The sequence below is a fragment of the Allorhizobium paknamense genome (genome assembly GCF_030815125.1).
GTDB lineage: Bacteria > Pseudomonadota > Alphaproteobacteria > Rhizobiales > Rhizobiaceae > Allorhizobium > Allorhizobium paknamense.
In genome coordinates, this window is sequence record NZ_JAUSWH010000007.1 from 165,455 (window position 1) to 177,299 (window position 11,845).

Sequence of the window (11,845 nt, forward strand, 5' to 3'; positions counted from 1 at the left end):
TTTTTGTTTATGGGAAGGACAGGCTGGTTCGGGCTTTGCGTGCCCGCCAGATGCAAGGGAGAGGCTGATGAGCGAACATCATGGCGGTCCGGTCGAGACGGGCGCGAAGATGGATTATGTCGAGCATGAAAAGACCTATGAGAGCTTCATCGCCGCCTCGAAATACGGCACCGCGATCCTCGTGGCGCTGGTCGTGGCCATGGCCGCAGGCTTTTTTACCTCCGGCGGCTTTCTGGGCGGTGTGCTGACCTTCATCATTCTCTCGGTGGCCGGCGTCTTTCTGATGCGCGGCTGAGAATGTCTGAAGCATAATCCGACCGGAGTGAAACGAGGATCGGCAAGATTATGCTGCCAAAATAGAGAGTTAGATTGCCTTTCGATCTGATCCAATCAGATCGAAAGGCAATCTGGATGATGGGAGCGGGCTTTTGCCCGCTGCTTATTTTCCTTGCCTTGAAAAGGAAAGACGGACAAATCTGTTAAGGCTCGGGCCTGTCGGGGCATGAGCTTGTGTTTCCGCGTTTTCAGAGAGTGTCCATGCCCGCTGAGATTTCCCTTTCCGATGTCATGGGCCTTGTCGGCCAGGAAACCGGTCTTTCCCGCTGGATCACGGTCGATCAGGCCATGATCGACGCCTTTGCCGGGGCGACCGACGACCACCAGTTCATCCACACGGATCCGGTGCGGGCGGCGGCGGAAACCCCCTATGGCGGCACCATTGCCCATGGATTTCTGACGCTTTCGCTGCTCTCCGCCATGAATTTCGATTGCGTGCCGGTGATCCGCGAGCGGATCATGGGCATGAATTACGGGTTCGAAAAGGTTCGCTTCATGTCGCCGGTCAAAAGCGGCAAGCGCGTACGCGGGCGTTTCGTGCTGGCGGAGGCGCGATTTCGCGGCGCTGCCATGCTCACCACCACGCATGAGGTAACCGTGGAGATCGAAGGGGAAAAGAAACCCGCTCTCACCGCCACCTGGATCACCATCACCCAGTTCGATCCCAAGGATCGCCCGGAAGGGGTTTGAAGATTAGGGCAGCAGGAAAGGGCCCATTCAGAGGGCTGATTGGCTGCCTGACGATGCCGAATTTGCAGGGGTCCGAAGAAAAACGGGCCGCCCCATTGCATAATTTCAAATTGAGCCTATATTAACCTCATCGACCATTGCTTGTGACGTCGGTTCAGAGCTTTTGCTCCCGCCCGGTTTTCCTCTCAAATAATCGATCTAATCCCGCAAGGTATCGCGGGAACCAACACGATTACTGCGAAAGGAAATCGTTATGAATACAGGTACAGTCAAGTGGTTTAACGCCACCAAGGGTTTTGGTTTCATTCAGCCGGACAATGGCGGCACGGACGTTTTCGTGCACATTTCTGCTGTTGAGCGCGCAGGTCTGCGTGCACTGACCGACGGCCAGAAGATCAGCTACGACATCGTGCAGGACCGCCGCTCTGGCAAGAGCTCTGCCGATAATCTTCGGGCAGCCTAATTCGTCATTCGCATTGCTGACCACGGATGTACTGGCAGCAAAGCTGAGTGACTGTGAGAGGTCGGGTTAGCGCCCGGCCTTTTGTTTTTGCGCCTTCGCATGAAGCGCCACCCCGTTACAGCGCCGTGCGTTTTATCAAACGCACAAAGGACGCTGTAACAGTTTAAATCTGCTGCATAATTTTATCCTTAAATCGATTCCGATTTAAGGAATTATGCAGTAGCACCCATGCTGTCGCACTCTGTCTGGAGGCTATCATGGCCCGCATCCGCTACAGTCCCGGTGACACCATTCTGTTGAAACCAAACCTTTTGCGCAACAACCGCCTCGGCGGCGCGGCGCGTGTGGTTGCTGTCCTGCCAGAAAACCAGGGGGCAGCCCATTACCGGGTGCGGTTTCAAAACGAAAATTTCGACAGAAATGTCAGCCAGGAAGATATCGATAGCACTGCCACGCCCCGATCCGGTTCCGGCAGTCCGCATCCCGGTGCGTCCGGGTCGAGCTGGATCAATCAGAACTCCATCCGAACCAAGAAATAGCGGCCCTTGCCGCGTCAGGAGATGTTTTGCAGGTTATTGTCAGGGAAAATAATGTTGATCAGGCGCTCCGCGTCCTGAAAAAGAAAATGCAGCGTGAAGGCTTGTTCCGCGAAATGCGCGCCAGAACCGCCTATGAAAAGCCCTCGGAAAAGCGCAATCGCGAGGAAGCGGAAGCCATTCGCCGTCACCGCAAGCTGGCGCGCAAGAAAATGCAGCGCGAAGGCCTTCTGCCCTCTCCGAAGAAAGTCGCACGTCCGCGCTAATGGACAATTCGAAGACCGGTTTTGCGTCCGGACATACGCAAAGCCCAGACAAGAGCGGTTGAGTGTTTCACACTCCCATCATGCCGCTCTTGCTTTTTAAAAAAAGGAGATCGCATGAGCATCTCGAAAGACGAGTTTTTCAAGCCGGGCAAGGTTTCCAGTGCCGCCAAGGCTGAAACCACCAATTCCATCGCCCGCCAGATCATCGCCACCGAAGACGCTCAGCGATCTTCGAAAACAGAGCGCTTGCGGCTGCTGCGTGAACAGCGTGAGACGGAAACCGTTCCTGCTCCGCCAGCCCGCAGGGGCAAGCGTGCCTCCTAAAGCAGGTTGCGGCTTATCAGCCTCATGCAACATGCTTTAAGTTCTTGTTTTTAACATGTCGTTATCGCAAAACCGCTCCACACTTTGGCGCGGCATGCTTTAGCGGGCTTCCATCTGAAATACGCAAACACGAATAACGAGAGCATTTCAGTGTTTCCATTGGAATACTGAAATGCTCTATTGCCCCGCGTCTGCCGCACCTTCCTCCAGCATCCCAAAGGCATAGTCCGCAAACGAGCGCCAGCACTCCACCCGGAAGGCGTCTTCGGCCTCGCGGTAGACCACGATCTCGATCTTGCCGAACACGGTGCGGGCGCATGCTCCCACCGGGAAGCTCTTGATTGACAGATCAAGCGGGCAGGCGGCATTGAGTGCGGCGGCCGCATCGGCACCCGTGATCAGAATGCCGATATTGCGGTGGGAGACGTCGGTGGCGGCGTGAACCGCGCCTGACCTGGCGCAATCCCCCATCAGATCGGCGCCATCGACATCGATGAGCAGCCATTCGTCCGGCCCGAGCCACAATGCTAGCCGTGTGCCGTTTCTGGCTGAGGTTTTCGGTTGTCGCGGAAGCTCGAGGCCCAGCGCTGCCGAAAGGGCAGGAACAGCCTCCTCACCGGCTCTCAAGTTTACCCGGGCAGCTGGAGCAGCCACGGTGATCCGTGCCCTGGCAGTGCCGCCTTCCTTGCCGCTCAGGGCGGGCTTGCGTTCGGCGCGTGCAATCTCAGCCATTGATGCGGGCTCCTTCCTTGTCAAAGAACACCATCTCCGTCACTTCCACGGCAATGGTCTTGCCGGCCATCGGCACATAGAGGGTTTCGCCCATGCGGCTGCGCCCGCCCGCCACCATGGCGATGGCAATCGAACGGCCGAGATTTTCCGACCAGTAGGACGAGGTGACATGGCCCAGCATGGTCATCGGCTTCGGCTGGTTGGGATCGGCCACGATCTGTGCGCCTTCCTCCAGCACTTCCTTCGGGTCCTTGGTGAAGAGGCCGACAAGCTGCTTGCGGCCCTCCCGCACCAGATCGGGCCGCTTCAGGCCGCGAATGCCGACGAAATCGGTCTTCTTCTTCGAAACGGCCCAGCCGTAATTGGCATCATAGGGCGTCAGCGTGCCATCGGTATCCTGGCCGACAATGATATAGCCCTTTTCGGCGCGCAGTACGTGCATGGTTTCCGTGCCGTAGAGGCAGGCGCCCATGCTTTCCGCCCGTTCCCAGATGGCCTTGAAAACCGCCGGACCATAATCGGCGGGCACGTTGACTTCATAGCCGATTTCACCGGTGAAGGAGACGCGGAAGAGCCGCGTCGGCACGCCGCAGAAAGTGCCTTCCGCCACGCTCATATGCGGAAAGGCCTCGTTGGAAATGTCGATGCCGTCCACGAAGGGCTGGATGATCTCCCGTGCCTTCGGACCCTGCACCGCAATCACCGCCCATTGCTCGGTGGTGGAGGTGAGCCACACCTTGAGTTCCGGGAATTCCGTTTGCAGATAGTCTTCCATATGCGCCAACACGCGCGGCGCACCGCCCGTGGTGGTGGTCACATGGAAGCGGTCTTCCGCCAGACGCCCGACCACGCCGTCATCGTAGATGAAGCCGTCTTCGCGGGTCATGATGCCATAGCGGCATTTGCCGGGCTTCAGCGTATCCCAAGGGTTAGTGTAGAGAAGGTTCAGGAATTTCGCCGCATCCGGACCGACGACTTCGATCTTGCCCAGCGTCGAGGCGTTGAAAATGCCTGCGACCTCGCGCACCGTCCGGCATTCGCGGTTGACGGCGGCGTGCATATCCTCGCCGGGTCGCGGATAGTACCAGGCGCGCTTCCAGTTGCCGACATCTTCGAAATCCGCGCCAAGTGCCGTTTCCAGATCATGCATCGGCGTCTTGCGCGTCGGGTCGAACAACTCGCCGCGCGAATGGTTGATCAGCGTACCGAAGGTGACAGGCGTATAGGGCGCGCGGAAGGTGGTGAGCCCCACCTCCGGAATGTCCTTGCCCAGCATTTCCGCCGCAATCGCCAGACCATGCATGTTGGAGAGCTTGCCCTGGTCGGAGGCCATGCCATTGGTGGTGAAGCGCTTGATATGCTCGATGGAATGCATGCCCTCACGCACCGCAAGGCGGATGTCCTTGGCACAGACATCGTGCTGGAAGTCGATGAAGGCTTTTACCGCCGTATCGCGGCCAGCCCCTTCGGCAGCGCCGATCATGCCGCCGGTCCAGGCATGGGCATTCTTGCCCGTGGGCTGGCTGCCGCTTGCACCGCCTGCACCCGCCTCTTGCGCCAGCCGTGAGCCCGCCGCATGGGCTTCGGTGAGCAGGGCTTCCATATCGTCCGTGCCGTTGCAGGCGCCGATGCAGATACCATCCTGCGCATAAATATGTGGCAGGAAGCGCTGCGTGGCGGCGTCGAATGTCAGCTTGCCGCGCGATTGCGAGAAGAGATGCACCGACGGCGTCCAGCCGGAGGACATGATCAGGGCATCCACCTCGATCTTGCGCTTGGAGCCGCTGCCGCCATTCCTTTGCACGGTGACCGACTTGACTCGCAACCGGCCTGCCGTGTCCACCACGCCATGGCCGGTCAGCACTTCGATGCCGAGTGCGCGTGCGGCGGCCAGCACGGTTTCGCCCGGCTTTTCCCGGCAATCGACAATCACGGGAATGGTGACGCCCGCCTTCTTGAGATCGATGGCCGCTTCATAGGCGCTGTCATGGGCGGTATAGACGGCAACCTTCGCGCCGACAGCCACACCATAATGGTTGAGATAGGTGCGCGCCGCAGAGGCGAGCATAATGCCGGGACGATCGTTATTGGCAAAGACCATGTGGCGCTCGATGGCGCCTGTGGCCATCACCACCTTCTTTGCCCGCACCTGCCAGAGGCGCTCACGCGGGGCCCCCTTCAGCGGCTTTGCCAGGTGGTCGGTCACCCGCTCGGCCAGCGCCACGAAGTTGTGGTTGTAATAGCCGAAGGCCGTCGTGCGGGTGAGCAGCGTCACATTGGCCATGGCCTTCAGCTTTTCAGCGGTGGCCTGCGCCCAGTCATAGCCGCTCTTGCCGTCGATGATGGCGCCCGTGTCGTAGCGGAACGCGCCGCCCACGGTCGGGTTTTCATCGACAAGGAAAACGCTGGCGCCGGTCTCCGCCGCAGCCAGTGCCGCCGTCAGTCCGGCCACGCCCGCACCCACCACCATCACATCGCAGTGGGCATAGCGGTTGGCGTAATGATCGCCATCGCTTTCATCGGGTGCAACGCCGAGACCGGCGGCCCGGCGGATCATCGGCTCGTAAATCTTGTGCCAAAAGCTCTTCGGCCACATGAAGGTCTTGTAGTAGAAACCGGCGGCGAAGAAGGGCGACAGCAGATCGTTGACCGCCCCAAAATCCAGCGAGATCGACGGCCAGCGGTTCTGCGTGGAAATCTTCATCCCATCGAACACATCCTGCACGGTGGCCCGTACATTCGGCTGGCGGCGGGAGGGATCGCGGGAGACATCCAGAAGCGCGTTCGGCTCTTCCGGCCCGGCGGTCAGGATACCGCGCGGACGGTGATATTTGAACGACCGGCCGGCAAGATGGATGCCGTTGGCGATCAGTGCCGAAGCCACCGTGTCGCCTTCCAGCGCCGTCAGAATGCGGCCATCGAAGGTGAAGCGGGCCGTTCTGGCGGGCGTGAGGCGGCCGAAGCCTGGAATGCGATTGGCGCCGCTCATTCGGCAGCTCCCTTGGTTTCAGAGGGATTGGGAAGGGCATCGAGATCGGGCTTGGGTTCGCCTGCCTTGTAGGAGAGGAGGAACCTGTCGCTCACCGTATCGCGCACGGCATTGAAGAAGCGGCCACAGCCATGAATATGCCGCCAGCGCTCGAAGATGATGCCCTTGGGATTGTCGCGGAAGAAGAAGTAATCGGCAAATTCCTGGTCGGAAATCTCGGCGATATTCGTCGGGCGGGCAATGTGGGCTTCGCCTGCGGCGCGGAACTCAAGTTCCGAACGCTCTTCATTGCAATAGGGACATTTGATCAGAAACATCGGTCATTTCTCCCTGTCAATGCGCCACGGCCGCGGCAGCAGCCTCGTCGATCAGACGGCCCGTGGTGAAGCGGTCGAGTGTCAGCCCCTTGGCCAGCGCGTGCGGCTCGCCCCTGGCAATGAGGTGGGCGAAGAGATGGGCGGAGCCCGGCGTCGCCTTGAAACCGCCCGTTCCCCAGCCGGCATTGACGAAGAGGTTCGGTACCGGCGTCACGCTTTGGATCGGCGACCGGTCCGGTGTGTTGTCGGTAATGCCGCCCCATTGGCGCATCATCTTCACACGGCGGAAGATCGGGAAAAGCTCGCAGATCGCGTCCAGCGTATGGGTGATGATCTGCAAGCCTCCGGTCTGCGAGAAGGAGTTATACTGGTCGGTGCCAGCCCCGATCACCAGCTCGCCCTTGTCCGATTGTGAAATATAGGCATGCACTGTGTTGGACATGACCACGCAGGGGAAGATCGGCTTCAGCGGCTCGGAGACCAGCGCCTGCAAGGGATTGGACTGGAGGGGCAGACGCACGCCCGCCATGCCCATGACCAGCGAATTGTGCCCGGAGGCGGAGACCCCGATCTTCTTTGCGCCGATAAAGCCCTTGGAGGTTTCCACCCCGGTCACTTCGCCATTGGCTCCACGGCGGATGGCGGTCACCTCGCAATTCTGGATGATGTGGACGCCACGATCCGAGGCGGCGCGCGCATAGCCCCAGGCCACGGCATCGTGACGGGCGGTGCCGCCGCGCCGCTGGAGGGCGGCGCCATTGATCGGATAGCGGGCGGTCTTGGAGATATCGAGCGGCGGACAGTAGGCTTTGGCCTGTTCGGGCGTCAGCCACTCATTGTCGATGCCATAGAGCGAGTTGGCATAAACGTGGCGTTTGAAGCTCTGCTGGTCGTGGATGTTGTGCGAGAGCATCATCACGCCGCGCGGCGAATACATGACATTGTAATTGAGATCCTGACTCAAGCCTTCCCACAGCTTGAGCGAATGCTCATACATGTCCATGCTCTCTTCATAGAGATAGTTGGAGCGGATGATGGTGGTGTTGCGTCCGGTATTGCCGCCGCCGATCCAGCCCTTTTCGATCACGGCGACATTGGTGATGCCGTGTTCCTTGGCCAGGTAATAGGCCGCGCCCAGCCCGTGCCCGCCACCGCCGATGATGATCACATCATAGGATTTCAGGGGCTCCGGCGAGGCCCAATGGGCGCCCCAGCCCTTGTGGGCACGCATGGCTTCCCGCGCCACGGCAAAAATCGAATATTTGCGCATCCGCATCCGCTCCTTGGATGGCGCACGGGTTAGTGCGCCACTTTGATCAATGTTAGCTCTTGCAGAACCTCGTATCGCATGAGCCCTTTTTTGCGACACGACGGTATCCCCGTTTCGACACGGAGGAAATATCGAACGGCGGATGGTTTTTTCCAGTCACCGAACGCTCGCATGTCTGGACTTCGCTGTGGGCTTCTGTTAAGAGCCCTCCCTAATCGCATGGTCGAGAGGCCAAGCGGATGATTATTTTTGTTCCGCCGTCTGCTCGGCTCCGGCGGATTTGAACCACAAAACCAAAGGAACGGGATTCGACGTGCAGGTACTTGTCCGCGATAACAACGTTGATCAGGCGCTCCGCGCCCTGAAGAAGAAGATGCAGCGCGAAGGCATCTTCCGTGAAATGAAAATGCGTGACTATTATGAAAAGCCGTCGCAGAAGCGTGCGCGTGAAAAGGCTGAGGCTGTTCGCCGCGTTCGCAAGCTCGCTCGTAAGCGCATGCAGCGCGAAGGCCTGATCGCAGGTCCGGCCCGTCCCGCACGTTGATTGGACCGGCGGAAAATAATTGCATTTTCCGCGATCCTGATGCGCGTCAAAAAAAGGGCCGCTTTCCGGCGCTTGACCAGATATGAAGCGGCGGCGACATGTTCGCAGCCGCTTTTTCTTTGCTTGAAGGTTACGCCTGACGTCGAGGGATCTACAGCGCCGTGCGCCATACATGGCGCACAAAGGTTCGCTGGTGCACTTTAAATCTGCTGCATAATTTTATCCTTAAATCCACTCCGATTTAAGGAATTATGCAGTAGAGCGCCGGACCGAAACGTCGGCACCGGTGGCGGAGCGTAAAAAACTGTGGGTGTCTGGCACGAGATGTCGTGCCGTGGTCGATGGTTGTTGAAAACAACTTTATAGAACCTTTAACCCTGTGCTGCGTTGGTGGGCATCCTGCCGAAGCATCATCGGCGTTATGAAGACAGGCGGAACGAAAGCATGGCGAAGAAAGCTGAGATGTCCTTGTGCTCCGGGGAGCGGCGGATACTGGTGGTAAAGCGGGGACTGTACGCCCTTGGCATCGCGTCAATGCTGGCTGTCGCGGGTTGCCAGTCCACCAACCAGACGGCGGACATGATCAGCATCGAGAAGGAGCAGGGGTCGCGCGAAAACATCGACTCGCTTTCTTCCGTCATCGCCGCAAACCCCAACGATCCGAACGCCTATAACGTTCGCGGTTCGGCCTATGGCCGCGCCGGTGAATTCACCAAGGCGGTCGCGGATTTCAACAGGGCGCTGCAGCTCAATCCGAATTTCTATCAGGCCTATGCCAACCGCGCACTGGTCTATCGCAATATGGGCAAGCCTGTGGAAGCCGCCAATGACTATACGGCGGCCCTCAAGCTCAATCCCAATTACGACATTGCCTATATCGGCCGTGGCAATATCTACCGTCAGGCGGGCCGGGTGGACGAGGCCTTCCAGGATTTCAACCGCGCCATCGAACTCGACACCACCGATGGCCGCGCCTATCACAATCGCGGCCTGATCTATCAGCTGCGCGGCCAGCACGATAAGGCGATTGATGATTTCTCCAAGGCCATCTCGCTGTCGCCCAGCGCGCCTGAGCCCTATAATGGCCGGGGTGTGAGCTATCTGGCGCTCAACGACGATGAAAATGCCTTCGCCGATTTCAATCATGCCATTGAACTCAACCCGAAGCTGGCCGAAAGCTGGGCCAATCAAGCGCTGGTCTATGAGCGCAAGGGCGACAAGGTCAAGGCGGCCAAGTCCTACCAGCACGCCGTCAATCTCGATCCGAAATACCAGCCCGCCCGCGATGGCCTGAACCGCACACGCGGTGCGTCATAAGGCATTGTCCCGAGAAAAGTGTGTAGCGGTTTTCCGTCCGGAAATGCGTAAAAACAAAGAGTTAGAGCGTTTCAATGTTTCCGTGAAACAATGAAACGCTCTAACGGCTGCGATCAGTCAGCCGCCGTTAGAATGGTGACGCTGCGGGCCGGGCATCGTACGGGCGACAATTGCGTTTCGCCGTCCAAAACCTTCCACCCTTTCTCTCCCGGCAGCGGCATCTCCAGCGCCTCATGGCCGCGATTGAAGATGATGGCGAGCTGCGGGCCGGTTTCACCGTTGAGCACCATGCCGAGCGCCGTGGCGGACGGATTTTCCCAATCCTCCACCGTCATGGGTTGGCCTGCTGCATTCAGCCATGTCACATCGCCCTTGCCGCTGAAAAAGTGCTGGTCCCGCAGCGACGCGCAGCTTTTGCGTAGCGCCGAGAGCTTTGCCGTCAGCCTTATCAGGTCCTCATCCCATGCCTGCCAATCCACCCAGGTCATCGCATTGTCCTGGGCATAGGCATTGTTATTGCCCTGCTGGCTGCGGCCCCCTTCATCGCCTGCGGTCAGCATGATGCTGCCCCGGCTGACGAACAGGGTGGATATGAGGGCGGCAAGATCGGCCTTGCGGGCGGCCAGCACGGCAGGATCGTGGCTTTCGCCTTCGACACCATTGTTCCAGGAGTGGTTGTCGTTATGGCCGTCGCGATTGTCTTCGCCATTGGCCTCATTATGCTTGAAGGCATAGGCGGTGAGGTCCGCGAGCGTAAACCCGTCATGGGCGGCAATGAAATTCACACTGCGGGTCTGGTCCTCGCCATTGCGCCCGAAAAGATCGGAAGACCCGGCAAGGGCGGTGGCAAAGGCGCCGGTCATGCCGGCATCGCCCCGCCAATAGCGGCGGATCGTGTCGCGGGCGCGGTCGTTCCACTCCAGAAAGGGGGGTGGAAAATTGCCGAGCTGATAGCCGCCGGGACCGATATCCCAGGGTTCGGCAATCATGACCCGGTCCTGCAACAGATCGTCGGAGAGCAGGGCTGTCAGCGTTTCGCCCCGTGGCTCGAAACCTTGCGACGTGCGTCCGAGAATGGGTGCTAGGTCGAAGCGGAACCCGTCCACCCCTGCCGAAGCTGTGAAATGCCGGAGCGTGTCGAGGATCAGCCGCCGCATCTGCGGATGGTCGCAGGCCAGCGTATTGCCGCAGCCGGTGTGGTTCACCAGCGTGGCAGGATCGCCCTCCACATGCCGGTAATAGCTGAGATTGTCGATACCGCGCATGGAGAGCGTCGTGCCATACCGGTCGCTTTCGCCGCTATGATTGAAGACGAGATCGAGAATGACGCCGATGCCAGCGTCTCTGAGCGCTGCCACCGTGCGGCGCAGTTCCGGAACCCCGCCGGGGCAAAGACGCGGATCGAGCGCCATCAGCGCCACCGGATTGTAGCCCCAGCTGTTGGAAAGTCCGAGCGGCGGCAGGTGCCGCTCATCGATCCAGGCGGTGATCGGCATGAGTTCTACGGCATCGACACCCAGCCGCTTGAGATGGGCAATGACCGCCGGATGGGAAAGCGCCGCCACCGTACCGCGTTGGGCCTCCGGCACCTGCGGATGCAGCCGGGTAAAGCCGCGCACGGAAATCTCATAGATCAGGCCGCCGGGAGTGAAGAGGGGAGGCTGCTGCTCGGCCTGGAGTGTACGCGTGACGATCGCCTTCGGCACGAGATCGGCTGTCTCCTCGCCGAACTGCGTGAGGCGAGGGTCGTGCCGAAAGGGGCGGTCGAGTTCTATCGCATAGGGATCGACCAGCAGCTTGGCGGGGTCGAACCACAGACCACGGTCGGGATCATAAGGCCCATAGGCCCTGTAGCCATACCGGTCTCCGGCTTTGACGCCGTCTACGAAAAGGCGATGCAGATCGCCGTCCCGGTTCATCCTCAGGCGGCGGAGTTCACGATGGCCCCTTGCATCGAACAGGCAAAGCTCCACCTGCTCGGCATGGTGGGACCAGAGCGAAAATTCCGCTCCGGCCTCCGTGAGGATCACGCCGCCGCCCGTTGTCATAGGGCCATCAGGT

General features: G+C 59.6%; 13 protein-coding genes. 8 read left to right on the forward strand and 5 right to left on the reverse strand.

What is annotated here, in order from left to right; genetic code table 11:
* The first annotated feature begins 67 nt into the window (after positions 1–67).
* From QO005_RS12840 to QO005_RS12865, 6 genes are all read left to right on the forward strand, one after another.
* Positions 68–295, forward strand: coding sequence for an aa3-type cytochrome c oxidase subunit IV (locus tag QO005_RS12840; protein WP_307158436.1), 228 nt, complete (start codon positions 68–70; stop codon positions 293–295).
* A 242-nt stretch (positions 296–537) separates the two neighbouring features.
* A complete protein-coding gene (locus QO005_RS12845) occupies positions 538–1,026 on the forward strand; it encodes a MaoC family dehydratase (RefSeq protein WP_307158437.1) in 489 nt (162 codons plus the stop codon).
* A 253-nt stretch (positions 1,027–1,279) separates the two neighbouring features.
* Entirely contained in the window at positions 1,280–1,489 is a 210-nt protein-coding gene (locus QO005_RS12850; RefSeq protein WP_307158438.1) for a cold-shock protein, read from the forward strand.
* A gap of 257 nt (positions 1,490–1,746) precedes the next feature.
* Positions 1,747–2,028 carry a cold-shock protein gene (locus tag QO005_RS12855; protein ID WP_307158439.1) on the forward strand — a complete coding sequence of 94 codons (282 nt, stop codon included), beginning with the start codon at positions 1,747–1,749 and terminating at the stop codon, positions 2,026–2,028.
* Positions 2,029–2,054: 26 nt separating this feature from the next.
* Positions 2,055–2,291, forward strand: a complete 237-nt coding sequence (rpsU, locus tag QO005_RS12860; RefSeq protein ID WP_307158440.1) for a 30S ribosomal protein S21 — start codon at positions 2,055–2,057, stop codon at positions 2,289–2,291.
* Between the two features lie 114 nt (positions 2,292–2,405).
* Positions 2,406–2,615: a hypothetical protein gene (locus QO005_RS12865; protein WP_307158441.1), complete on the forward strand. Its 210-nt coding sequence runs from the start codon at positions 2,406–2,408 to the stop codon at positions 2,613–2,615.
* Positions 2,616–2,792: 177 nt separating this feature from the next.
* Here QO005_RS12865 and QO005_RS12870 read toward each other — a convergent pair whose 3' ends face one another.
* From QO005_RS12870 to QO005_RS12885, 4 genes are read right to left on the reverse strand one after another with little or no spacing between them, the layout of a single operon-like run.
* On the reverse strand, positions 2,793–3,347 hold the full coding sequence (locus tag QO005_RS12870; RefSeq protein WP_307158442.1) for a sarcosine oxidase subunit gamma: 555 nt from the start codon (positions 3,345–3,347) through the stop codon (positions 2,793–2,795).
* Positions 3,340–6,336, reverse strand: coding sequence for a sarcosine oxidase subunit alpha (locus QO005_RS12875; RefSeq protein WP_307158443.1), 2,997 nt, complete (start codon positions 6,334–6,336; stop codon positions 3,340–3,342). Before QO005_RS12875 ends, QO005_RS12870 begins: the two co-directional genes overlap by 8 nt.
* Positions 6,333–6,653: a sarcosine oxidase subunit delta gene (locus QO005_RS12880; protein ID WP_307158444.1), complete on the reverse strand. Its 321-nt coding sequence runs from the start codon at positions 6,651–6,653 to the stop codon at positions 6,333–6,335. The genes QO005_RS12875 and QO005_RS12880 overlap by 4 nt, the downstream gene beginning before the upstream one ends.
* A gap of 16 nt (positions 6,654–6,669) precedes the next feature.
* Positions 6,670–7,923 carry a sarcosine oxidase subunit beta family protein gene (locus tag QO005_RS12885; protein ID WP_307158445.1) on the reverse strand — a complete coding sequence of 418 codons (1,254 nt, stop codon included), beginning with the start codon at positions 7,921–7,923 and terminating at the stop codon, positions 6,670–6,672.
* Between the two features lie 313 nt (positions 7,924–8,236).
* Here QO005_RS12885 and rpsU (QO005_RS12890) point away from each other — a divergent pair, with 313 nt between their 5' ends.
* Complete coding sequence (gene rpsU, locus QO005_RS12890; RefSeq protein WP_027488780.1) at positions 8,237–8,467, forward strand: 30S ribosomal protein S21; 231 nt, start codon at positions 8,237–8,239, stop codon at positions 8,465–8,467.
* Between the two features lie 462 nt (positions 8,468–8,929).
* Complete coding sequence (locus tag QO005_RS12895) at positions 8,930–9,784, forward strand: tetratricopeptide repeat protein (protein ID WP_307158508.1); 855 nt, start codon at positions 8,930–8,932, stop codon at positions 9,782–9,784.
* Positions 9,785–9,897: 113 nt separating this feature from the next.
* Here QO005_RS12895 and glgX read toward each other — a convergent pair whose 3' ends face one another.
* Positions 9,898–11,832 carry a glycogen debranching protein GlgX gene (gene glgX, locus QO005_RS12900; protein ID WP_307158446.1) on the reverse strand — a complete coding sequence of 645 codons (1,935 nt, stop codon included), beginning with the start codon at positions 11,830–11,832 and terminating at the stop codon, positions 9,898–9,900.
* Between the last annotated feature and the right edge of the window lie 13 nt (positions 11,833–11,845).

Excerpts from the sequence above, each read along its gene's own strand:
- QO005_RS12840 (WP_307158436.1), top strand. The coding sequence starts at position 68 with ATGAGCGAACATCATGGCGGTCCGGTCGAGACGGGCGCGAAGATGGAT.
- QO005_RS12845 (WP_307158437.1), top strand. The coding sequence starts at position 538 with ATGCCCGCTGAGATTTCCCTTTCCGATGTCATGGGCCTTGTCGGCCAG.
- QO005_RS12850 (WP_307158438.1), top strand. The coding sequence starts at position 1,280 with ATGAATACAGGTACAGTCAAGTGGTTTAACGCCACCAAGGGTTTTGGT.
- QO005_RS12855 (WP_307158439.1), top strand. The coding sequence starts at position 1,747 with ATGGCCCGCATCCGCTACAGTCCCGGTGACACCATTCTGTTGAAACCA.
- QO005_RS12865 (WP_307158441.1), top strand. The coding sequence starts at position 2,406 with ATGAGCATCTCGAAAGACGAGTTTTTCAAGCCGGGCAAGGTTTCCAGT.
- QO005_RS12870 (WP_307158442.1), bottom strand. The coding sequence starts at position 3,347 with ATGGCTGAGATTGCACGCGCCGAACGCAAGCCCGCCCTGAGCGGCAAG.
- QO005_RS12875 (WP_307158443.1), bottom strand. The coding sequence starts at position 6,336 with ATGAGCGGCGCCAATCGCATTCCAGGCTTCGGCCGCCTCACGCCCGCC.
- QO005_RS12880 (WP_307158444.1), bottom strand. The coding sequence starts at position 6,653 with ATGTTTCTGATCAAATGTCCCTATTGCAATGAAGAGCGTTCGGAACTT.
- QO005_RS12885 (WP_307158445.1), bottom strand. The coding sequence starts at position 7,923 with ATGCGCAAATATTCGATTTTTGCCGTGGCGCGGGAAGCCATGCGTGCC.
- QO005_RS12895 (WP_307158508.1), top strand. The coding sequence starts at position 8,930 with ATGTCCTTGTGCTCCGGGGAGCGGCGGATACTGGTGGTAAAGCGGGGA.
- glgX (WP_307158446.1), bottom strand. The coding sequence starts at position 11,832 with ATGACAACGGGCGGCGGCGTGATCCTCACGGAGGCCGGAGCGGAATTT.